Raw genomic sequence first — 23296 nt, 5'->3', positions numbered from 1 at the left:
TGCGGATGCCTTTCCGGCCCGGCAACTTTACGGCCACCCTGCCGGCGCTTGTCCTGCTTGTCCTGTTCTTCGTCGTTCCGGTTCTGATCCTGCTGTCGCGCAGCGTCACCGAACCCGTCCTCGGATTCGGCAACTATGCCGCCCTGCTGGGAAGCTCCACCTATCTGAAGATATTCTTCAATACCTTCGCGGTGTCGGCGCTGGTAACGGTCGTGTCGCTGGCGATCGGCTTTCCCGTCGCCTGGGCGCTCGCCATCATGCCGGCGCGGCTCGCTTCCATCGTCTTTGCCATATTGCTCCTGTCGATGTGGACCAATCTTCTGGCGCGCACCTATGCGTGGATGGTGCTGTTGCAGCGCACGGGCGTGGTGAACAAGACGCTGATGGGGCTCGGCATCATCGATCAGCCTCTGGCGCTGGTCAACAATCTTACCGGGGTTACGATAGGCATGACCTATATCATGCTGCCCTTCATCATCATTCCGCTCTATGGCGTCATCCGCAAGATCGATCCGGCCATTCTTCAGGCGGCGGCCTTGTGCGGGGCGACACGCTTTCAGGCGCTGACCCGCATCCTCATTCCGCTGGCAGCGCCCGGCATGATTTCCGGCGCGCTGATGGTCTTCGTCATGTCGCTTGGGTATTTCGTCACCCCGGCGCTGCTCGGCGGCACGGCGAACATGATGCTGGCCGAACTCATCGCGCAATTCGTCCAGTCGCTCGTCAACTGGGGCATGGGCGGGGCGGCCGCACTGGTGCTGTTGGTGGCGACGCTGACGCTTTACGCCATCCAGCTCAAATTTTTCGGCGCGGCCGGGGCAGGGGGGCGCTGACATGCTTTTGAACTATAACAGCCTCGGCCTCTGGAAATGGCTGCTCCTCCTGATCACGGTGCTGACGACGGCATTTCTCATCCTGCCCATCGTTTTCATCGCAGCGCTGTCCTTCGGCTCGTCGCAATGGCTGATCTTTCCGCCGCCCGGCTGGACATTGAAATGGTATGCCGATTTCTTCGCCGATCCGCGATGGCTGGAGGCCGCCTGGACGAGCCTGCGCATCGCCCTCATGGTCACGGTGCTGTCCGTGCTGATCGGTCTTGTCGCTTCCTTCGGGCTGGTGCGCGGCCGTTTCATCGGACGTAACACGCTTCGCGCGCTGTTCATGACGCCGATGATCCTGCCTGTCGTGGTGCTGGCGGTGGCGCTTTACGCCTTTTTCCTGAAACTTGGCCTTGCCGGCACGACCGCCGGTTTCGTTATCGCCCATCTCGTCGTGGCGCTGCCCTTTTCGATTCTGGCGTTGACCGGCGCGCTCGAGGGTTTCGACAAATCGATTGAGGATGCGGCGGTGCTGTGCGGCGCAAGCCCGTTGCAGGCGAAAATCCGCATCACGCTTCCCGCCATCAGCCACGGCCTTTTTTCGGCGGCGATCTTCTCCTTCCTTACCTCCTGGGATGAGGTGGTGCTGGCGATCTTCATGGCAAGCCCGACATTGCAGACGCTGCCGGTGAAGATTTGGGCAACGCTGCGTCAGGATTTGACGCCGGTTATTGCGGCCGCCTCCACGCTTCTCATCGCGGTGACCATCATTCTCATGCTGCTTGTCGCGGCTGTGCGAAAAGGACTGAAAACATGACCAAACCGCTCCTGCAGATTCGCGGCATCCGCAAGCAATACGGACCGGTCGTCGCCGTTCAGGACGTCAATCTCGACGTGCAGCCGGGTGAATTCATGACATTTCTCGGGCCATCCGGTTCGGGCAAGAGCACGACGCTTTATATCTTGGCCGGTTTCGAGCAGCCGACATCGGGCGACATTTTGCTGAACGGCGAAAGCCTGCTGTCGACGCCGTCGCACAAGCGCAATATCGGCATGGTCTTCCAGCGCTACACCCTGTTTCCGCATCTGTCGGTCGGCGAGAACATCGCCTTTCCGCTGAAGGTCCGCCGCAAGAGCAAGGCGGAAATCGATGCGAAGGTGAAGGAAATGCTGCGGCTTGTCCGTCTCGAAGGTTTCGAAGACAGAAAACCGGCGCAAATGTCGGGCGGCCAGCAGCAACGTGTGGCGTTGGCGAGGGCGCTTGCCTATGACCCACCGGTGCTCTTGATGGATGAGCCGTTGTCGGCGCTCGACAAGAAGCTGCGCGAAGAAATCCAGTTCGAAATCCGCCGCATTCACCAGCAGACGGAAGTGACGATCCTCTATGTCACCCACGATCAGGAAGAGGCCTTGCGTCTTTCCGATCGGATCGCCGTGTTTTCCAAGGGGGTTATCGACCAGATCGGCACGGGACCGGAGCTTTACGCTCACCCGGCGACCCGTTTCGTGGCTGAATTCATCGGGGACAGCGACTTCATCGCCTGCGATCTCCTCGCCGCCTCGGGCGGCAGGGCGACGGTGTCGCTCGGTCGGGATATCGTTTTCGATCATATTCCGGTGCATGGCGAAGCCGCGCCGGGAAAGAAAGCGGCGCTGATGCTGCGCCCGGAGCGGCTGCAGCTCAGCCGCAACCGGCCGGTTGCCGCCGCCGGTTTCCAGGCCACGGTCAGCGACATCACTTTCCTCGGTAACAATGTCCATGTGGTGGCTCATACCGGCTCGGGTGAGCCGCTTGCGGTTCGCCTGCCTTTCGGCCATGAGGCGATTTCCGGCCTCAGCCGTGGCGACCTCGTGCATCTCGCCTTCGATCCGGCCTCGGCGCAGGTCTTCTGTTGAGGGATGGGCCATGCATCTGAATGATCCCACACTCTTCGGCGAGAAAGTGCCGGTGGCTGGCCGCTGGGTTGGTTGCGATGGCCGTGAAACGGCGGCGATCCGCAATCCCGCGACCGGTGAGATCGTCGGACGGGTTCCAGAACTCGGTGCGAAGGAAACGAGAGAAGCAATCGCTTCCGCCGTGATCGCCCAGAAGGAATGGGCCCGCCGCACCGCCGGCGAGCGTGCGAATATCCTGAAGGAATGGTTCCGGCTCGTCATGGAAAACCGTGATGATCTCGGCATGATATTGACGCTGGAACAGGGTAAGCCGCTGGCGGAAGCCAAAGGTGAGATCGCCTATGGCGCAAGCTTCATCGAATGGTTTGCAGAAGAGGCGCGGCGGATCCATGGCGAGACAGTGCCCGGCCACCAGCCGGATAAACGCATTCTGGTTCTTCGCCAGCCCGTGGGTGTGGTTGCGGCCATCACGCCATGGAATTTCCCCAATGCCATGATCACTCGCAAGGTCGGCCCGGCCTTGGCCGCCGGCTGTGCGGTGGTGTTGAAACCGGCGCCGCAAACGCCGTTTTCTGCCATCGCCCTTGCCATCCTTGCAGAGCGCGCCGGCCTGCCACTTGCGCTTTTCAGCATTTTGACGGGGCCAGCCGCAGAGATAGGCGGGGAGATGACGGCAAGCCCGGACATCCGCCTTCTGACCTTTACCGGCTCGACGCGTACGGGCGAACATCTTTACCGGCAATGTGCGCCGACGATCAAGAAGCTGGGGCTGGAACTCGGCGGCAATGCGCCCTTCATCGTCTTCGATGACGCCGATCTCGATGCAGCTGTCGAGGGCGCGATCCTCGCCAAATTCCGCAACAATGGTCAGACCTGCGTTTGCGCCAACCGTCTTTATGTGCAGAGCGGCGTCTATGATGCTTTCGCTGGAAAATTCGCAGGGGCCGTCGCGCAATTGAAGGTCGGTAACGGGTTGGAGAGGGCAAGCATTCTCGGGCCTCTCATCGACGCAAACGCCGTTGCCAAAGTGGAAGCCCATATTGCCGATGCGCTTTCGAAAGGCGCCGAGATCGCCACGGGCGGCAGGAGACACGCGTTGGGCGGCAATTTCTTCGAGCCGACGATCCTGCGCAATGTCGATGCCGGCATGCAGGTGGCGCGTGAGGAAACCTTCGGGCCGCTTGCGCCTCTCTTCCGCTTCGAGGATGAGGCGGATGTGATTGCGCAGGCGAACAATACCGATTTCGGCCTCGCATCCTATTTTTATGCGCGCGATCTGTCGCGGGTCTTCCGGGTTGCCGAGGCGCTCGAATATGGCATGGTCGGCGTCAATACGGGGGCTATTTCCACCGCCGAGGCGCCTTTCGGTGGTGTCAAGATGTCTGGTCTCGGCCGGGAAGGGTCACGTCACGGCATCGAGGAATATACCGAGCTCAAATATGTCTGCATCGGTGGCGTCGGCTGAGGCCGGGCCGCGAAAAATAATGCCTATGCCAGCAGCCCACGCATGATCAGATCGAGATGAATTTTCAGGACAGCCTGTCTGTCCAGAATGCGCCGGTCGTTGAAAATCAGCCGAAACACCAATGTTCCGACCATGGGTGACATCACCACTTTGGCGAGTTCGGGAGGATTGGCCCTGAACCTTTTTTTCGCGACGCCTTCCTCGAGGACCGTATCGATGCGCGTAAAGACCGGTGCCATCAACGTGTCATGGTGCTGGTCGATGAGATCGGGAAATTTTGCGCCTTCCGCAAGGATCAGGCGGAACAGTTCCCGCATCTTCTTGTTGTCGACGAGGGAATCGAACAGGAATTCCAGCAGCAGACGAAGCTCCTCGACCGGGTCGTCGGATGTATGCGTATAGGCATTGAACGCCTCCTGGAACGGCAGGGAGGCGTGCTTCACCATCGCTTCGAAGAGCGCTTCCTTGGTTTCGAAATAGACGTAGACCGTCCCTTTCGTCACCCCCACCCGTTCCGCGATGTCTTCCACCCGCGTCGCGGTAAATCCCCTTTTGGTGAATTCCTCGAATGCGGCATCGAGAATTTGCAACGGACGTTGTATCTTCTGTTCAGCACGTGTCAGTTTTGCTTTCGCCATGGCCCCGGATCCTTCTTTATTTTCGACGCGTGCCCTTCTGTCCGTCGCGATTGGCGGAAATGAGAGATGGGTTTGCCTATAGCACCGGCGCAAAAACCGGAACGATTTTTGTGAAGGCGCGCGCATGCTTCACTATGCCGGAACATTGCCAATGCGCCCGCAGGTATGAGCCGGACGACGAGAATGATCATTCGGGAACCCGTGCCGATACTCCGGACAGCTCCCCGATCAGCGGCATAAGAATTTCATTGACTATTCAGTCAGTCAAATATTATAGGATGAGGCGAAGATCAAGAGGTCACCATGAGAACTATTCTTATCGCGGCGGCGCTTGGCGGTATTTTCGCCCTGTCGTCCTGCAGCAATGAAGAGCCGCCCGCCGAAAAGCCGCTCCGCACCGTCGATGTGGTCGCGGCTGAGAAAAAACCCGTTGATCGCGGCAGCGTCATCACGGGCGAAGTAAAGGCGCGGGTCCAGACGGACCTGTCCTTCCGGGTCAGCGGCAAGATCACCGAGCGGCTGGTGGATGTGGGCGCACGGGTGAAGACCGGGCAATTGCTTGCCCGCATGGATCCGGAGGAGCAAAAGGCCGATCTCGATGTCGCCCTGGCCAACCTGCAATCAGCGGAAGCGCAGCAGACGCAGGCGCAATTGACGTTCGACCGTCAGCAAAGCCTTTTCAAGACGCAGGTGACCTCGCGTTCGGCGGTCGACAAGGCCCAGGAAACCCTTCTCACGACGCAAGGAGCGGTGAGATCGGCGCAGGCGCAGCTCGATACGGCGCGGGATGCCCTGTCCTATACCGAACTCAGGGCGGATGCGGATGGCGTTATCACGGCGCGCAATGTCGAAGTCGGTCAGGTGGCGCAGGCCGCCCAGCTTGTCTTCACGCTGGCGCATGACGGACCGCGCGATGCGGTTTTTGATGTTTATGAATCCCTGTTCCTCGAGCGTGATATCGACAATCTTGTCAATGTCAGCCTCCTGTCGGACCCCGCCCGCAGCGTTGCGGCGCCGGTGCGGGAGATTTCTCCGACGATCGACCCGGACAATGGAACGATCAGGGTCAAGGTCGGCCTGAACGGCGATATGACCATGCCGCTCGGCGCGCCCGTATCCGGCCATTTCCGCTTCAAACAGGTCGATGCGATTGAGCTTCCGTGGTCGGCGATGACGTCGCAGGACGGCTTCCCCGCCGTCTGGGTGGTCGATCCGCAATCCTCGGAAATCGCCATGCGGCGCATCGAGGTCGCCGATTACGAGACCGGTCAATTCGTCATTACGCAGGGGCTTAATCCCGGCGATCTCGTCGTCACCGTCGGCACCAAATTTCTCCGCGCCGGTGAAAAGGTCGCCTATGAAAAGGGGCAGGCACAATAATGTCCAGTATATACAAAAGCTTGTTTTTGGTGGCTGTGGCGATTGCGGTTTCCTCCTGCGAGGACAAGCAGGAAGCCGCAGCCGAGGCGCCGCGTCCGGTGCTTTCCGTCGTCGTGGAAGAGAAGCCGGCCGACGCCTTGCGTCTGACCGGCACGGTGGAATCGCGCATTCAGACCGATCTCGGCTTTCGCGTGCTCGGTCGCATCATCGCCCGCAATGTCGATGTCGCCGATCTGGTGAAGAAGGGCGACGTAGTTGCGTCAATCGATCCGCTCGCGCTCGAGCTTGCGGTGAAGAGCGCGCAATCCGACCTCTCCAATGCGGAAGCGCAGCTGGCCAATGCAGTGACGACCGAGCAGCGCCAGCGCGTGCTGGCGGAAGCCCGCAGCGGCACGGAAGCGGCACTGGAAGAGGCCGAGCAGGCCACCCGCACCGCCAATGCGTCCGTCGCCAAGGCCCGCGCCAACCTAGACAAGGCCGAGGAGCAGCTGGGTTATGCGCAGTTGCATGCGGAATTTGACGGTGTGGTGACGGCGACTTCGGGCGAAATCGGTCAGGTCGTCTCGGCCGGGCAAACGGTCGTGACGATTGCCCGTCCGGAAGTGCGCGACGTGGTGGTCGACGTTCCGCAATTTGCGGCGCAGCGCCTGGAGATCGGCTCCGCCTTCGAGATCGCCCTGCAGCTCGATCCGAAAATTCGCACCACCGGCGTGGTCCGCGAGATTGCTCCGGAAGCCGAAACGGCGACGCGCACGCGCCGCACGAAGATCAGCCTGCAGGATGCGCCGCCGGCATTCCGGCTCGGTTCCGTCGTCACGGCCTCGGTGCTTGCCGCATCCGAACCGCAGATCATGCTTCCTTCATCTGCCCTGTTGAAAACCGACAATGGATGGGGTGTCTGGATCGTCAATGCCGATACGGCAACGGTAACGCTCCGCCCGGTCACGATAGAGGGCGAGCCTGCCGAAGGCGGCAGCGTGCGCATCACCGGCGGCGTTAAGCCCGGCGAACGTGTTGCCAGCGCCGGCGTTCATAAGCTCAAGGATGGACAGGCCATCAGGATCGATCAGGAGGTCCGTCAGTGAAGAAATTCAATCTCTCCGACTGGGCGCTCGAACACCGTTCGCTCGTCTGGTACTTCATGCTGGTTTTCGTTCTTGCCGGCGTTTTCTCCTATCTCAACCTCGGCCGCGAGGAAGATCCGAACTTCACCATCAAGACGATGGTGATCAGCGCGCAATGGCCCGGCGCTTCCGCCGAAGAAGTGGCGCGGCAGGTGACCGACAGGATCGAGAAGAAGCTCGAGGAACTCGACAATCTCGATCATCTGCGCAGCCAGACGGTGGCCGGTCGTACGACGATTTTCGTGGAACTGGTGCCGGAAACCAAGGCGCGCAACGTGGAGCCGACCTGGGTGCGGGTGCGCAACATGATCGGCGACATCAAGGGCGATTTCCCCTCGGGCGTTGTCGGTCCCTTCTTCAACGACCGCTTCGGCGATGTCTATGGCAATATCTACGCCTTCACCAGCGACGGTCTCAGCCAGCGGCAATTGCGCGATCTGGTGGAGGATGCGCGTGCGAAGGTGCTGACCGTCGACAATATCGGCAAGGTCGATGTCATCGGCGCACAGGATGAGACGATCTATCTGGAGTTCTCCACGCGGCAGATCGCGGCGCTCGGCATCGACCAGCAATCGATCATCAAGACGCTGCAAGCCCAGAACGCCGTCACGCAATCCGGCTTCGTCAATGCCGGGCCTGAGCGCGTGGCGCTGCGCGTCAGCGGCCAGTTCACCTCGGAAGACAGCCTGCGGTCCATCAATCTGCGGGTCAACAACCGGTTCTTCCCTCTGACGGAAGTGGCGACGATCCGGCGCGGTTATGTCGATCCGCCGTCCTCGCTGTTCCGCTTTAACGGCCAGCCGGCCATCGGCCTTGCGATCGGCATGAAAACCGGCGCGAACCTGCTGCACTTCGGCGAGGCGCTGGATGCGCAGATGAAGCGGGTGGTTGCGGATCTGCCTGTTGGCGTCGATGTGCATCGCGTGTCCGATCAGCCGGCCGTGGTCGATGAGGCAGTCTCGGGCTTCACCTCGGCGCTGTTCGAGGCCATCGCCATCGTTCTCGTCATCAGCCTTGGCCTCAGGGCCGGCATGGTGGTTGCGGTTTCCATTCCGCTCGTGCTGGCGATCACCTTCGTCTACATGGAATATACCGGCATTTCCCTGCAGCGTATCTCTCTGGGCGCCCTCATCATCGCGCTCGGGCTTCTCGTCGACGATGCAATGATCGCCGTTGAGATGATGGTTGCGCGGCTTGAGGTCGGTGACGATCTCAGGAAAGCGGCGACCTATGTTTACACCTCTACCGCTTTCCCGATGCTGACCGGTACGCTGGTCACCGTTGCCGGCTTCATTCCGGTCGGTCTCAACAACAGCGCGGCGGGTGAATTCACCTTCACGCTTTTTGTGGTGATCGCCGTTTCGCTGATCGTGTCATGGATCGTCGCGGTCCTGTTCACGCCGCTGCTCGGCGTGACGATCCTGCCCAAGACGATGAAATCGCATCATGAGAAAAAGGGTCGCTTTGCCTCAGCCTTTTCGTGGCTTCTCGGCCGGGCGCTGCGCTGGCGCTGGGTGACGATCATCCTTACCATCGCGCTGTTCGGCCTTTCCGTCGGCGGCATGGGCCTTGTGCAGCAGCAGTTCTTCCCGTCATCCGACCGCGTGGAGCTAATCGTTGACTGGAACCTGCCGCAGAACAGTTCGATTGCCGAGACCAACCGGCAGATGGCGCAGTTCGAGCAGGAAATGCTCTCCAAGAATCCGGACATCGACCATTGGACAACCTATGTTGGCGAAGGCGCGCCGCGTTTCATCCTGTCCTTCGACGTGCAGACACCTGATGTCACCTTCGGCCAGACGGTCATCGTCACCAAGGGGCTGGATGTGCGTGACAAGGTGCGCGCCGAGTTGCAGGACTATCTGAACAAGACTTTTATCGGCACCGACGCCTTCGTGAAACTGCTCGATATCGGTCCTCCGGTCGGAAAGCCGGTACAATATCGCCTCAGCGGTCCGGATATCCAGAAGGTGCGCGAGCTCGGGCAGCAATTGTCGGGCATCGTCGGCGAACACCGGCTGCTTTCCAACATGGTCATGGACTGGAACGAGCCGACGCGCGTGGTGAAAGTGGATGTTCTGCAGGACAAGGCCCGGCAACTCGGCGTCTCGTCGGAAGACATCGCTAATGCCATGAACAGCATTGTCGAAGGCTCCACCGTCACGCAAGTGAGGGACGATATCTACCTCGTTAACGTGGTGGCGCGGGCGCAGCTTTCGGAGCGCGGCTCCATCGAGACCTTGCAGAACCTGCAATTGCCGGCAACCAACGGCAAGGCCGTGCCGCTCTCGGCAATCGCCAATTTCCGTTATGAGCTGGAGCAGCCGACCATCTGGCGTCGCGACCGGATCCCCACTGTCACCGTCAAGGCTGCCATTATCGGTCCAACGCAGCCAGCAACGATTGTGGAGCAGCTGAAGCCGAACATCGAGGCGTTCCAGAAAACGCTTCCCGTCGGCTATACGCTGGAGACGGGCGGCTCGGTGGAATCCAGCGCGGATTCGCAAGCGCCGATCGTCGCTGTCGTCCCCATGATGCTGTTTGCGATGGCGACGATCCTGATGATCCAGTTGCAGAGTTTCAGCCGGCTGTTCCTGGTCTTTGCCGTGGCGCCGACAGCCCTGATCGGCGTCGTGGTGGCGCTGCTCTTCTCCAATGCGCCGATGGGTTTCGTCGCCATTCTCGGCGTGCTGGCGCTGATCGGTATCCTGATCCGCAACTCGGTCATCCTCGTCGTGCAGATCGAGCATCTGAGAAGCGAAGGGGTCTCGGCATGGCGTGCCGTCATCGAGGCGACCGAGCACCGCATGCGGCCGATCATGCTGACGGCGGCGGCGGCCACACTTGCCCTCATCCCCATCTCCCGGGAAATCTTCTGGGGGCCGATGGCCTATGCGATGATGGGCGGCATTGTGGTGGGTACGGCGCTTACCCTGCTCTTCCTGCCGGCGCTCTATGTCGCGTGGTTCCGCATCCCGCGTGAGGATGACAAGCCGGAGGCAGCGGAAATAAAGGCGTAATATCTGACGCGGAGCGAGGGTGCGGCGATACTGCACCCTCGCTCCAACAAAAATATCCGCCGTCGTTGTTCCGGCGGGCAGGATAATGTTAGGAAGGTCGGCTTGGCCGCGAGAGCGGCGGCCGTCCTTTACGTTTGGGCGGTTGTCTGGTTTTGGGTTGATATTGCGAACATATTGAGAGTGCGGAGGGTTTAAAGATGGGCGGGTTGTCGGATTGGCTGTCGGATGCGCAGCCGATCAATCGCAAGAATGCCGCAGAAGCGGTGTTCGATGATATCCGTTCCGCCATCACCTCGGGGCAGCTTGCGGTCGGCACCCGGCTGCCTTCCGAAGCCCATCTGGCCGCCCGATATGGCGTCAGCCGGCCGATCATTCGCGAGGCTTTGCGGTCGCTCCAGACCCTGGGGCTGACACAGACCCGCACCGGAAGCGGCACCTATGTGATGACGCCGACCCCGCCTTCCGAATTGAATTACGGTGCCTATTCCGCCCGCGATCTGATTGAGGCCCGCCCCTTCATCGAAGTTCCTGCGGCCGGTTGGGCGGCGTTGAGGCGCACGGATGCCCAGCTGGAAGTCCTGCTTGACCTCTGTGATCGGATGGAAGCCGAAGAAAGGCCGCATCCCTGGGTGCTGCTGGATGGGCAATTCCATTGCGCCATTGCGGAAGCTTCGGCCAACAGGCTGTTTGCCAAGGTGGTGGCCGATGCCCGTGAGGCGCTTTCCCAACAGTCAGAGATGGTCAACCTGATGGCCGGCCGACGCGTTGCCTCGAATTTCGAGCACCGCCGGATCGTCGAGGCGATCCGGCGGGGTTCAGCGCCTGAGGCGCGGGAGGCGATGGAGCTTCACCTTGGGCAGGTGAAGCAGGTGGTGACCACGATTATTGGCGAAGATCGGCTTCGCCAGCCGTGATGGCGGGCAGGTTTGCAAGGTGCCGCGGGCTCAGCGCCTGCTGCAATTGCGCATCGGTGAGATAACCGCGTTCCAGAACCACCTGCGGCACGGTGCGGCCGCTGGCAAGTGCTTCCTTCGCCACTTCGGTCGCCGCATAATAACCGATCAACGGGTTGAGCGCGGTGGCGAGACCGATGGATTCTTCCACGCGCTGCGCCATGATCGCCGGATTGGCGACGATGCCGTCGACGCAGCGTTCCGCCAGCGTGCGGCAGGCGGCGCTGAGCTGGCTGATGCTCTGTGAAAGCGCGCGCACGATGATTGGCTCGAAAGCGTTCAACTGCAATTGCCCGGCTTCAGCGGCCATGGTGATGGTGATGTCATTGCCGATCACCGCATAGGCCACCTGGTTGACCACTTCGGGAATGACCGGATTGATCTTGCCTGGCATGATGCTGGAACCCGCCTGAACGGAGGGCAGGGTGATCTCGCCAATCCCGGCGCGCGGGCCGGAAGAGAGCAGGCGGAGGTCGTTGCAGGTTTTCGACAGCTTCACGGCGACGCGTTTCAGCACACCGGAGAGATGCACGAAGGCGCCGGGGTCCTGGGTGGCTTCGATGAGGTCTGCCGCCGTCACCAGCGGTCGTCCGGTCAGTTCCGCCAGATGCTGGCAGGCAAGCTCGGCATAACCGCGCGGCGCATTCAGCCCGGTGCCGATGGCGGTGGCGCCGAGATTGATCTCGTGCAGAAGTGCTGCGGATTCGATGAGGCGCGCCTGATCTTCTCCCAGCATCACCACGAAGGTGCGGAATTCCTGGCCGAGCGTCATCGGCACGGCGTCCTGCAATTGCGTACGGCCGATCTTGATGAAGCCGGCAAATTCCTGCGCCTTGCGGTCGAAGGCATCCTTCAGCACGCCCTTGGAAGCCGCCAGATCGTCGATCGCCTCGATCAGGCCGACATTGATCGCGGTCGGATAGGCGTCGTTGGTCGACTGGCTGAGATTGACATGGTCATTGGGGTGAAGGCGGGCATAATCGCCTTTTTCGTGTCCGAGCAGTTCGAGCGCACGGTTGGCGATGACCTCATTGGCGTTCATGTTCGTGGAAGTGCCGGCGCCGCCCTGAATTTCATCCACCACGAACTGCTCATGCAGCGCGCCGGCGCGGATTTCGCGGCAGGCCTCGGCGATGGCTTCCATGCGTTCCGTGTCGAGAAGGCCGAGCTCGTGGTTTGCGCGTGCCGCCGCCTCCTTCACATAGGCCAGTCCCCGGACGAGATAGGGGTTGTGGCCGATGGTCACCCCGGTGATCTTGAAGTTCTCCACAGCGCGTGCCGTGTGCACGCCCCAATAGACATCCGCCGGAATTTCCTTGGTCCCGAGCAAATCATGCTCCTTGCGCGTCACGCTCACTTTTTCCTCCACTGGCTTTTAAGCGTTGCTATATCTGTAAAGCTGTCTTACAGATTTTTTGACCTTAATCGGGGTGGAGGAGAAGGTCAATCATATCGAATACGCTTGACGAACGGCATTATCTGCCATTATGAGGGGCGAAAATCTGTCATGCAGCTTTACAGCGCGCATGAGCATGCATGCTGGCTATATTCCAGCGCGGACTGTGCCAGTTTCATTTTCATTTCCGGCTTATCGCCGACTGCAAGCACTTTATCGGGAGGATAAATATCCATGCATTCTGGGAAAACGGCGTCAGCCGATCGTGAGGTCTTCGTCGAAGAAGACCTCGGTTACCACAAGGCCCTCAAGCCGCGTCAGATTCAGATGATCGCCATTGGCGGCGCCATCGGCACCGGGCTTTTCCTCGGTGCGGGCGGGCGTCTGGCACAGGCAGGCCCGGCGCTGGTGTTTGTTTATGCACTCTGCGGCTTCTTCGCCTTCCTGGTGCTGCGCGCGCTCGGCGAACTGATCATGCACCGTCCGAGCTCCGGTTCCTTCGTGTCCTATGCCCGTGAGTTCTACGGCGAGAAGATGGCCTTCGCGGCCGGCTGGATGTACTGGCTGAACTGGGCCATGACCTCGGTGGCGGATGTGACCGCCGTTGCTCTCTACATGAATTTCTTCAAGCAATATGTTCCGTGGCTTGCGGGTATCGATCAGTGGGTCTTCGCGATGACGGCGCTTCTGGTCGTGCTGGCCATGAACATGCTGTCGGTGAAGGTTTTCGGCGAGCTTGAATTCTGGTTCAGCCTCATCAAGGTGCTGGCGCTTGCGATCTTCCTCGTGGTCGGCATTTATTTCGTCATTTTCGGCACACCCATCGAAGGCCATGTCACCGGCTTTAGCATCATCACCGATAATGGCGGTTTCTTCCCGAACGGTATTTTGCCAGCCTTCGTCATCATACAGGGCGTCGTCTTCGCTTATGCCTCCATCGAACTGATCGGCACGGCGGCAGGCGAGACGGAAGACCCGCGCAAGGTCATGCCCCGCGCCATCCGGGCCGTGGTCCTGCGTCTCGTGGTCTTTTATGTCGGTTCGGTGCTGCTGTTCGCGCTGCTTCTGCCCTATACCGCCTACAAGGCCGGCGAGAGCCCCTTCGTCACCTTCTTCGGTTCCATCGGCGTGCAGGGCGCTGACGTGATCATGAACCTCGTGGTTCTGACCGCCGTGCTGTCCTCGCTCAATGCCGGGCTTTATTCCACCGGCCGCATCCTGCACTCGATGGCGGTTTCCGGCTCGGCGCCGGCAGCACTTGCGAAGATGAACAAGAACGGCGTGCCCTATGGCGGCATCGCGGTGACCGCCGTCGTCACCGTTCTCGGTGTGGCGCTGAACGCCGTCGTTCCCGCTTCGGCCTTCGAGATCGCGCTCAACCTCTCAGCGCTCGGCATCATCTGCGCATGGGCCGTCATCGTGCTCTGCCAGTTGAAGCTCTGGCAGCTTTCCAAGCGTGGTGAACTCGTGCGTCCGGATTTCCGCATGTTCGGCGCGCCGTACACCGGCATTCTCACGCTCATCTTCCTGTTCGGCGTGCTGGTGCTGATGGCCTTCGATTATCCCGTCGGCTCCTGGACCATCGCCTCGCTGCTGGTCATCATCCCGGCGCTCGTCATCGGCTGGTATCTCTTGCGTGACCGCATCTACCGCCTTGCGGACGAGCGTGCGGGAGCATCGCAGTGAGCGGGCAGGACGCAACGCCTCTGGTGGCGGTCATCGCCACCGGCGGCACCATCGCCAGCCGGCGTGGTGCCGATGGCGTAAGCACGCCCAGCCTTTCGGGTGAGGATCTGCTGGCGCTGGTTCCGCAGATCAACGCCCGGCTGAAGCCGGTCGACCTGATGGCGAAGGATTCCTCCAGCCTGACACTGGCAGACATGCAGCGCATCAGCGATGCTGTGGGCGCCGAGCTCGATGATCCCGGCGTTGCCGGCATCGTGGTTCTGCATGGCACCGACGCCATGGAAGAATCCTCGCTGCTCGTGCATTTGCAGCGGGCCATCACAAAGCCGGTGGTCTTCACCGGCGCGCAGTTTACGGCAGACCATAAGGACGCGGATGGGCCGGCCAATCTGGCGCGGGCCATAGAAACAGCGCTCGATCAGGCGAATGCCGCAAAAGGCGTGCTCCTCTCCTTCGGCGGCCGCTGTCTGCCGGCCTGGGGGCTTTATAAGCTGAGCGCGGATGAGGCGGATGCCTTCCGCTCCGCCCGGCCGCTGGCTGCTGCCGCAATGCTGCGGCTTTCCGCCCCGGTAACCGATCAGCGCGTCGATATCGTCGCCATTCATCCCGGCTGTGACGCGACCCATATCGATGCAAGTCTGCAGGCGGGCGCGAAAGGCATCGTTCTTGCCGCACTCGGTTCCGGCAACGCCAATCCACGTATCGCCGAGGCTGTGAAGCGCTGCGCCGAACGCGGCGTTCCCGTCATCGTTTCCAGCCGCGTGCCGGAAGGGCGGCTGGTGGCGACTTATGGCGGCGGCGGCGGCGGGCATGATCTTGTCGCGGCGGGCGCCGTGCATTCATCCACGCTTCGCCCGGGCCAGGCCCGCATTTTGCTGGCAGCGCTGCTGGCCGGTAAAAGCCCGGCGGAAACCATCGTTTCCGCTTTCGGTGATAGCCCGCTCTCTTAGAGCATTTCCAGAAAAAGTGGACCCCGGTTTTCCGTCCGGAAATGCGTCAAAACTCTAAGTAGCGGCAGCGATGCCCGCGACCGGCGGGCATCGAAATTCCTATAAGATTCCTATTTTATTGCCTCTGTGGCCGTCTCGAACCTTTATGCGGTTCGGGTGCATTCTTCTGTGCGTGAAGGGATGGTGTTCCCTTCTCAGCCAGAAAGAGTGAAAAGCGACGTCCCACATGACGGCGCTTTTCTTCCTGTCCGGCTCCTCGAATAAAAAGGAGTCCCATCGATGATGGATGTTGTTCTGATCGGCGCAGCCACGGTGTTTTTCGCCCTCTGCTTTGCCTATACGCGCGCCTGCGACCGGCTTTAGACGGAGGCTGCGATGACATTCGACTATATCTTGAGCGGCGCCGTCACGGTCTTTATCGCCGCCTATCTCACCTATGCTCTCATTCGCCCCGAACGTTTCTGATCGGGAAGCGGCGGTTCGCGCGGCGGAGAGAAAAATGGAATCGGATCCGCCGCTCTCTCTTTCTGTCCGAGCATCGGATTTTCCGAAAACCGCATGACACTTTTCGGTCCGATGCTTTATTGAAAGTTCAATACCATGACCCTCACTGGATGGTTTCAGATTCTGCTTTTTTGCGGGATCATTTTTGCGCTGGTGAAGCCGCTCGGCTTCTATATGGCGCGTGTCTTTAATGGCGAGCGCACCCTGCTGTCGCCGGTTCTCGCACCCGTCGAGCGCGGCCTTTATGCCCTTGCCGGGACAAGCGAACGTGAGGAGCAGCACTGGACGACCTATGCGTTCTCCATGCTTCTCTTCAACCTGCTTGGTTTTGCCCTGCTTTATGCCCTGATGCGCTTTCAGGCGGTGCTGCCCTATAATCCGCAGGCAATGGCGGCCGTGGGACCGGAATTGTCCTTCAATACGGCGGTCAGCTTCGTCACCAACACCAACTGGCAGAATTATGGCGGCGAAAGCACCCTGTCCTATCTGACCCAGATGGCGGGTCTCACCGTGCAGAACTTCGTCTCCGCCGCAACAGGCATGGCCATCGCCATCGGCCTGATCCGCGCGTTTTCCCGCGCTTCCGGCAAGGCGATCGGCAACTTCTGGGTGGATATGGTCCGCTCCACGCTCTACGTGCTTTTACCCCTCTGCATCGTGCTGACCCTCGTTTACGTCTGGCTCGGCGTGCCGCAGACGCTCGGCGCCTATGTGAACGCGCAGACGCTGGAAGGCGCGCAGCAGACGATTGCCGTCGGCCCCGTCGCGTCACAGCTGGCGATCAAGATGCTGGGCACCAATGGCGGCGGTTTCTTCAACGCCAATTCGGCGCATCCCTTCGAGAACCCGGATGCCATTTCCAACATGATCCAGATGGTGTCGATCTTCGCCATCGGGGCAGCCTTTACCAACGTCTTCGGCCGCATGGTCGGTAACCAGCGCCAGGGCTGGGCGATCCTCGCAGCCATGGGCGTGCTGTTCATCGCCGGCGTCGCCGTCACCTATTGGGCGGAAGCGGCCGGAAACCCGCTGATGCACGGTTTCGGTCTTGCCGGCGGCAATATGGAGGGCAAGGAGGTCCGTTTCGGCGTGGCGCTCTCGTCGCTCTTTGCGGTCATCACCACCGCCGCCTCCTGCGGCGCGGTCAATGCCATGCATGGCAGCTTCACGGCGCTGGGTGGTCTTATCCCACTCATTAACATGCAGCTGGGCGAGGTGATCGTCGGCGGTGTCGGCGCGGGTTTTTACGGCATTCTGCTCTTCATCGTCATCGCCATCTTTGTGGCGGGGCTGATGGTCGGGCGCACGCCGGAATATCTCGGCAAGAAGATCGAGGCCAAGGAAATGAAGATGGCGGTTCTGGCCATTCTCTGCCTGCCGCTCGCCATGCTGGTCTTCACGGCAACGGCCACCGTGCTGCCCTCGGCGGTCGCGTCAATCGGCACCGCGGGGCCGCACGGCTTCTCCGAAATCCTCTATGCCTATACCTCGGCGGCCGCCAATAACGGCTCCGCCTTCGGCGGCCTCACAGGCAACACCACCTGGTACAACATCACGCTTGGCTTTGGCATGCTGATGGGCCGTTTTCTGGTGATCATTCCGGCACTCGCCATTGCCGGTTCGCTGGTCACCAAGAAGACCGTTCCGGCCTCGGCTGGCACCTTCCCGACGGATGGCCCGCTTTTCGTCGGCCTGCTGGTCGGCACGATCCTGATTGTCGGCGGCCTTACCTTCCTGCCTGCACTGGCGCTCGGCCCCGTTGCCGAACATCTGGTGATGGCGGCAGGCCAGCTCTTCTGAGGTGACGCCATGAACGACAAATCCCGAAGTAACCGCATCGTCTCCGCCCGCAAAGGCGCTCCCGTCAAAGGCAGCGCCACGCCCGGCGGCTGGTGCGCTTCCAATGTCATTCTCGCGATGATGGCCGCTCTCGTCGCCGCCGTTGTCGCTCTCGAAGTTATCACGGGCTGATCTACCTTTATCGGTCGCCCCGTTTCAAACGCTGGAGCCTCTTCATGAGCCAGTCCAAACAAGCGAGCATCCTCGATTCTCGCATTCTCGTGCCGGCCATTGCCGCCGCATTCAAAAAGCTCAACCCACGCACGCTGGCGCGCAACCCGGTCATGTTCGTGGTCGCGACGGTGTCAGTGCTGACAACGGTGCTGTTCATCCGCGACCTCATCATGGGCGGCACCAATCTTGGTTTCTCCTTCCAGATCAATCTCTGGCTCTGGTTCACCGTATTGTTCGCCAATTTCGCGGAAGCCGTCGCCGAAGGGCGCGGCAAGGCGCAGGCGGATTCACTGCGCCGGACCCGCACCGAGACCCAGGCGAAACTGCTCACCGGCGATGATCGCAGCCAGTACAAGATGGTGGCGGGCACCAGCCTGAAGGTGAACGATGTCGTTCTCGTCGAGGCGGGCGATATCATTCCCTCCGACGGCGAAGTCATCGAAGGTGTCGCCTCCGTCAACGAGGCGGCAATCACCGGCGAATCCGCCCCCGTCATCCGCGAATCCGGCGGCGACCGCTCGGCCGTGACGGGCGGCACGCAGGTGCTGTCGGACTGGATCAGGGTTCGCATCACGGCCGCTGCCGGTTCCACCTTCCTCGACCGGATGATTTCGCTGGTCGAAGGCGCGGAGCGCCAGAAGACGCCGAACGAGATCGCGCTCAACATTCTGCTCGCCGGCATGACGCTGATCTTCGTGCTGGCCACCGCGACTATTCCGAGCTTCGCGGCCTATGCCGGCGGTTCGATCCCGATCATCGTGCTGGTGGCGCTGTTCGTGACGCTGATCCCCACTACCATCGGCGCGCTTCTGTCCGCCATCGGCATTGCCGGCATGGACAGGCTGGTGCGTTTCAACGTGCTCGCCATGTCCGGCCGCGCCGTCGAGGCCGCCGGCGATGTCGATACGCTGCTGCTCGACAAGACCGGCACCATCACCCTGGGTAACCGGCAGGCGACCGAGTTTCGTCCCGTTGCCGGCGTTTCCGAGCAGGAACTGGCCGATGCGGCGCAGCTTGCCTCCCTTGCCGACGAAACGCCGGAAGGCCGTTCCATCGTGGTTCTCGCCAAGGAAAAATACGGCATCCGCGCCCGCGACATGCAGAAACTGCATGCGAATTTCGTACCCTTCACCGCCCAGACCCGCATGAGCGGTGTCGATTTCGAAGGTTCGTCCATTCGCAAGGGCGCAGTCGACGCCGTTCTTGCCTATGTTAACGGCGGCGCTTCGCAACAGGGCAATGTGGCGCTTGCCGTCAAAACCGAAACGGACGCCGCACGCGGCATCCGGACAATTGCGGAAGAGATCGCCAAGACCGGCGGCACGCCGCTCGCCGTCGTGCGCGATGGCAAGCTGCTCGGCGTCGTGCAGTTGAAGGATATCGTCAAGGGCGGCATTCGCGAGCGTTTCGCGGAGCTTCGCCGCATGGGCATCCGCACGGTGATGATCACCGGCGACAATCCCATGACGGCAGCAGCGATTGCGGCCGAAGCTGGCGTCGATGATTTCCTCGCCCAGGCGACACCGGAAAACAAGCTGGAGCTTATCCGCGAGGAACAGGCCAAGGGCAAGCTCGTCGCTATGTGCGGCGATGGCACCAACGACGCGCCGGCGCTGGCGCAGGCCGATGTCGGCGTTGCCATGAATACGGGTACGGTTGCGGCACGCGAGGCGGGCAATATGGTCGATCTCGACAGCGATCCGACCAAGCTCATAGAGATCGTGGAAATCGGCAAGCAATTGCTGATGACGCGCGGCGCGCTGACGACGTTCTCCATCGCCAACGATATCGCCAAATATTTCGCCATCATCCCGGCAATGTTCCTGGTGCTCTATCCGCAGCTTGGCGTTCTGAACGTGATGGGGCTTTCGACACCGCAGAGCGCCATCCTGTCGGCGATCATCTTCAACGCGCTCATCATCATCGCGCTCATCCCGCTGTCGCTCAAGGGCGTCAAATATCGACCGATCGGCGCGGGCGCGCTGCTGTCGCGCAATCTGGTCATCTATGGCCTCGGCGGCATCATCGTTCCCTTCATCGGCATCAAGGCCATCGACCTCGCCGTCACGGCGCTCGGTCTCGCCTGAGGAGTAAAGACAATGTTCAAACAGCTTCGTCCCGCACTGGTGCTCATCCTCGCCACCACCGCCATCACCGGCCTTGCCTATCCTCTGGGCATGACGGGTCTCGCGCAGGCGATCTTCCCCTTTCAGGCCAATGGCAGCCTCATCGAAAAGAATGGTGCTGTTGTAGGTTCGCAATTGATCGGGCAGGCCTTTGCCAGTGAGAAATATTTCCACGGCAGGCCATCGGCTGCCGGTGACGGTTACAACGCCGCTTCGTCGTCCGGCTCCAATCTCGGTCCGACGAGCGCCAAGCTCATCGACCGGGTGAAACAGGATTACGAGACCGCAAAAGCCGAAAATCCGACGGCCGAGGTTCCGGCCGATCTGGTGACGGCCTCGGGCAGCGGCCTTGATCCGCATGTCTCGCCGGAGGCTGCTTATTTTCAGGTTCCCCGTGTCGCCAAAGCGAGGGGCATGGATGAGGCATCCCTGCGTGCCATCGTGGAGCGCCATGTCGAAGGACCGGAACTCGGATTCATGGGAGAGCCGGTCGTGAATGTGGTGGCGCTCAACATGGCTCTTGACGCAGCCGGCTCATGAACTGAAATGGCTATGGCTTGTTCGCAAGCCATAGCCTCGACCACTGGTGGGTTAAATGCCTGACGACAATCGCGATATGCCGAGCCGACCATCGCCTGATGCGCTGCTGGAAAACGCCCGGCGCGAGGCGCGTGGCCGGCTGAAGATTTTTTTGGGGGCAGCGCCCGGCGTCGGCAAGACCTATGAAATGCTGATGTCCGGCCGAGCGAAGCTGGCGGATGGGGTGGATGCCGTCATCGGCGTCGTGGAAACCCATGGCCGCCGGGAAACCGAAACGCTGGTACAGGGTTTCGAGATCATCGCGCGCCGGCGTATCGATTATCGCGGCCAGGTGCTGGAAGAGATGGATCTCGATGCCATTCTCGCCCGCCGTCCCGCTCTGGTTCTGGTCGATGAACTGGCCCACACCAATGCCGCCGGCAGTCGCCACCCCAAGCGCTACATGGACGTTCAGGAAATTCTGGCGCAGGGTATCGACGTCTATACGACGCTGAACATCCAGCATGTCGAAAGCCTGAACGACGTCGTTGCGCAGATCACCCGCATCCGTGTCCGCGAAACGGTGCCCGACAGCATTATCGACCGGGCCGACGATGTCGAAATCATCGATATTACGCCAGACGATCTGATCAAGCGGCTGCAGGATGGCAAGGTTTACCTGCCCCGCACCGCCCGGCGCGCCATCGAGAATTATTTCTCGCGCGGCAATCTGACGGCGTTGCGAGAGCTTGCGCTGCGGCGCACCGCGCAACGGGTGGATGAGCAATTGCTCAACCACATGCAGTCCCATGCCATTTCCGGCCCATGGGCGGCTGGAGACAGGGTTCTGGTCTGTCTCGATCATGGCGGCAACGGTCCGGGTCTGGTGCGTTATGCCCGCCGGCAGGCGGATCGTCTGCGTGCGCCCTGGACGGCGCTGCATCTCGATACGCCGCGTTCGCAGCAATTGTCGGAGGCGGAGAAGGACCGGCTGGCCGGCACGATGCGGCTTGCCCAGCAGCTTGGCGGCGAGACCGTGACCCTGCCGGCGCTCGATCTGACGCGGGAGATCATCTCCTATGCCAACGTCAATAATTTCACCCACATCATCATCGGCCGCCCGCGAAAATCCTGGTGGCAGCGGATTTTTCAGCGCTCGCTGACGCATGATCTGATCGACCATGCGGGCGATATCAGCGTTCACGTTATTTCCGGCGACAAAAAAGAAGAGAAGCTGGGCCAGGCCGCAAAGCCAGCCTCGGCGCAATCGCATCGTTCCATACGGCCTTATCTTAGCAGCACCCTGTTCGTCGGTTTGGCGATCGTGGCCGGCATCGTGCTCGACCAGACGCTCGATGTTCGAAATCTAGCGCTGGTGTTCCTGATGGCGGTTCTGGCCGCCGCCGTGCGCGGCGGGCTGGGACCAGCGCTTTATGCTTCCCTGCTCGGCGCTTTTGCATTCAATTTTTTCTTCCTTGAGCCGCGTTACACCCTGACAGTTCGCGATCCGGAAAGTGTCGTGGCGCTGCTGTTTTATCTCGGCGTGGCGCTTGTCGCCTCCAATCTTACCGCAGCCGTGCAACGGCAGGCCGCCGCCGCGCGGGCAAGGGCGCGAACGACGGAAGATTTATATCTGTTCTCGAAGAAGCTTTCGGTAACGGGAACGCTGGACGATGTCCTATGGGCGGCCGCTTTCCAGATGGCCTCGATGCTGAAGGTTCGTATCGTTCTGCTTTTACCTGAAAATAATACGATCACGGTCAAGGCGGGATATCCGCCGGACGATACGCTGGTGGATGCCGATATTGCCGCCGCGCAATGGGCCTGGGAACATAACAAGGCGGCGGGCAGGGGCGCGGATACGCTGCCCGGCGCCAAACGGCTTTATCTGCCCCTGCGCACCGGCAGCGGCGCCGTCGGCGTGGTGGGGTTGGACGATGACCGGCTCGGCCCGCTTCTGACGCCGGAACAGCAGCGCCTGTTCGATGCCCTGGCCGATCAGGCGGCACTTGCCATCGAGCGAATCCAGCTCGTCTCGGATGTCGATCGGGCGAGGCTTGCGGCGGAAACCGACCGGCTGCGCACCGCGCTGCTGACATCCATTTCCCATGATCTCAAGACGCCGCTTGCGGCCATTCTGGGCTCGGCGGGAACGTTGAAGGATTTCGCCGAGGACATCCCGCCGGATGCCCGCGCCGAACTGCTTTCGACGATCATCGAGGAATCCGAGCGGCTGAACCGCTTCATCTCCAATCTTCTTGATATGACGCGGATCGGGTCGGGAGCGATGGAGCCGAATTACGGTCTGCATTTCGTGGGCGATATGGTCGGAACCGCACTTTCGCGCGCAGCGAAAATCGTCGTCAGGCATGAGATCGTTCTGGATATTCCCTCCGACCTGCCGATGCTGAAGGTCGACCCCGTGCTTTTCGAACAGGTTCTGTTCAATCTCATCGACAATGCCGCCAAATACGCTCCCGAACATACCGCTATCGAGATTCGCGGCTGGCGGCAGGGCAAAAATATCTTCCTCTCCGTGGCCGATGCGGGGCCGGGTATTCCGCCCGACGATACGGAGAGAGTGTTTGACAGTTTCTACCGGGTGCGCAAGGCGGATCATGTGCAGGCCGGAACGGGCCTGGGGCTATCCATCTGCAAGGGGTTTATCGAGGCTATGGGCGGTTCGATCCGCGCGGAAAACAGGTCGGGCCGCACCGGTGCACAGTTTACCGTCAGTCTGCCGGTTCCCGCCGATGCGCCGATGATAGACCATGATTAAGGCGCGATTGCCGGCGACAAGCAGCTATG

The 23296-nt window shown here is 61.0% G+C and carries 18 protein-coding genes; 16 read left to right on the top strand and 2 right to left on the bottom strand.

Annotation, left to right across the window (positions count from 1 at the left end; translation table 11 throughout):
• Window positions 1-5: 5 nt before the first annotated feature.
• From AGR7B_RS18125 to AGR7B_RS18110, 4 genes are read left to right on the top strand one after another with little or no spacing between them, the layout of a single operon-like run.
• Window positions 6-833: an ABC transporter permease gene (locus tag AGR7B_RS18125; protein WP_420868461.1), complete on the top strand. Its 828-nt coding sequence runs from the start codon at window positions 6-8 to the stop codon at window positions 831-833.
• 1 nt (window position 834) lies between these two features.
• Window positions 835-1635: an ABC transporter permease gene (locus AGR7B_RS18120; RefSeq protein ID WP_080857499.1), complete on the top strand. Its 801-nt coding sequence runs from the start codon at window positions 835-837 to the stop codon at window positions 1633-1635.
• Window positions 1632-2714 carry an ABC transporter ATP-binding protein gene (locus AGR7B_RS18115; protein ID WP_078052070.1) on the top strand — a complete coding sequence of 361 codons (1083 nt, stop codon included), beginning with the start codon at window positions 1632-1634 and terminating at the stop codon, window positions 2712-2714. The genes AGR7B_RS18120 and AGR7B_RS18115 overlap by 4 nt, the downstream gene beginning before the upstream one ends.
• 10 nt (window positions 2715-2724) lie before the next feature.
• On the top strand, window positions 2725-4179 hold the full coding sequence (locus tag AGR7B_RS18110; protein ID WP_080857498.1) for an NAD-dependent succinate-semialdehyde dehydrogenase: 1455 nt from the start codon (window positions 2725-2727) through the stop codon (window positions 4177-4179).
• A gap of 23 nt (window positions 4180-4202) precedes the next feature.
• On the opposite strand, the gene AGR7B_RS18105 is transcribed toward AGR7B_RS18110, so the two are convergent.
• Complete coding sequence (locus AGR7B_RS18105; RefSeq protein WP_078052068.1) at window positions 4203-4817, bottom strand: TetR/AcrR family transcriptional regulator; 615 nt, start codon at window positions 4815-4817, stop codon at window positions 4203-4205.
• A gap of 303 nt (window positions 4818-5120) precedes the next feature.
• On the opposite strand from AGR7B_RS18105, the gene AGR7B_RS18100 reads away from it, so the two are divergent.
• From AGR7B_RS18100 to AGR7B_RS18085, 4 genes are all read left to right on the top strand, one after another.
• Window positions 5121-6197 carry an efflux RND transporter periplasmic adaptor subunit gene (locus AGR7B_RS18100; protein WP_080857497.1) on the top strand — a complete coding sequence of 359 codons (1077 nt, stop codon included), beginning with the start codon at window positions 5121-5123 and terminating at the stop codon, window positions 6195-6197.
• Window positions 6197-7282 (top strand): efflux RND transporter periplasmic adaptor subunit, encoded by a 1086-nt coding sequence (locus AGR7B_RS18095; RefSeq protein WP_059757757.1) that lies wholly within the window; start codon window positions 6197-6199, stop codon window positions 7280-7282. The genes AGR7B_RS18100 and AGR7B_RS18095 overlap by 1 nt, the downstream gene beginning before the upstream one ends.
• Window positions 7279-10341 carry an efflux RND transporter permease subunit gene (locus AGR7B_RS18090; protein ID WP_080857496.1) on the top strand — a complete coding sequence of 1021 codons (3063 nt, stop codon included), beginning with the start codon at window positions 7279-7281 and terminating at the stop codon, window positions 10339-10341. The genes AGR7B_RS18095 and AGR7B_RS18090 overlap by 4 nt, the downstream gene beginning before the upstream one ends.
• A gap of 197 nt (window positions 10342-10538) precedes the next feature.
• Window positions 10539-11255, top strand: a complete 717-nt coding sequence (locus tag AGR7B_RS18085; RefSeq protein WP_080857495.1) for a FadR/GntR family transcriptional regulator — start codon at window positions 10539-10541, stop codon at window positions 11253-11255.
• On the opposite strand, the gene AGR7B_RS18080 is transcribed toward AGR7B_RS18085, so the two are convergent.
• Entirely contained in the window at window positions 11224-12651 is a 1428-nt protein-coding gene (locus AGR7B_RS18080) for an aspartate ammonia-lyase (protein ID WP_245317721.1), read from the bottom strand. The genes AGR7B_RS18085 and AGR7B_RS18080 overlap by 32 nt on opposite strands.
• 273 nt (window positions 12652-12924) lie before the next feature.
• Here AGR7B_RS18080 and AGR7B_RS18075 point away from each other — a divergent pair, with 273 nt between their 5' ends.
• The 8 genes from AGR7B_RS18075 to AGR7B_RS18045 all read left to right on the top strand — a co-directional run bounded on the left by AGR7B_RS18075 (window position 12925) and on the right by AGR7B_RS18045 (window position 23267).
• Complete coding sequence (locus tag AGR7B_RS18075) at window positions 12925-14376, top strand: amino acid permease (RefSeq protein ID WP_078052064.1); 1452 nt, start codon at window positions 12925-12927, stop codon at window positions 14374-14376.
• Window positions 14373-15326, top strand: a complete 954-nt coding sequence (locus AGR7B_RS18070; RefSeq protein WP_080857493.1) for an asparaginase — start codon at window positions 14373-14375, stop codon at window positions 15324-15326. Before AGR7B_RS18075 ends, AGR7B_RS18070 begins: the two co-directional genes overlap by 4 nt.
• Before the next feature lie 375 nt (window positions 15327-15701).
• Entirely contained in the window at window positions 15702-15791 is a 90-nt protein-coding gene (gene kdpF / locus AGR7B_RS18065; protein WP_003506089.1) for a K(+)-transporting ATPase subunit F, read from the top strand.
• A gap of 135 nt (window positions 15792-15926) precedes the next feature.
• The gene (kdpA, locus tag AGR7B_RS18060) at window positions 15927-17630 is read left to right on the top strand and encodes a potassium-transporting ATPase subunit KdpA (RefSeq protein ID WP_080857492.1); all 1704 of its coding nucleotides are present in this window, start codon (window positions 15927-15929) and stop codon (window positions 17628-17630) included.
• A gap of 9 nt (window positions 17631-17639) precedes the next feature.
• Complete coding sequence (locus AGR7B_RS25990) at window positions 17640-17801, top strand: hypothetical protein (RefSeq protein WP_162934196.1); 162 nt, start codon at window positions 17640-17642, stop codon at window positions 17799-17801.
• Window positions 17802-17845: 44 nt separating this feature from the next.
• Window positions 17846-19930: a potassium-transporting ATPase subunit KdpB gene (gene kdpB, locus AGR7B_RS18055; RefSeq protein ID WP_080857491.1), complete on the top strand. Its 2085-nt coding sequence runs from the start codon at window positions 17846-17848 to the stop codon at window positions 19928-19930.
• Window positions 19931-19942: 12 nt separating this feature from the next.
• Window positions 19943-20509 (top strand): potassium-transporting ATPase subunit KdpC, encoded by a 567-nt coding sequence (kdpC, locus tag AGR7B_RS18050; protein ID WP_080857490.1) that lies wholly within the window; start codon window positions 19943-19945, stop codon window positions 20507-20509.
• Between the two features lie 55 nt (window positions 20510-20564).
• On the top strand, window positions 20565-23267 hold the full coding sequence (locus AGR7B_RS18045; RefSeq protein ID WP_080857489.1) for a DUF4118 domain-containing protein: 2703 nt from the start codon (window positions 20565-20567) through the stop codon (window positions 23265-23267).
• The last annotated feature ends 29 nt before the right edge of the window (window positions 23268-23296 follow it).

The organism is Agrobacterium deltaense RV3, assembly GCF_900013505.1.
Lineage (GTDB): Bacteria > Pseudomonadota > Alphaproteobacteria > Rhizobiales > Rhizobiaceae > Agrobacterium > Agrobacterium leguminum.
Note: the sequence above shows the minus strand (reverse complement) of the source record. Positions and strands in the feature narration are given on the sequence as shown.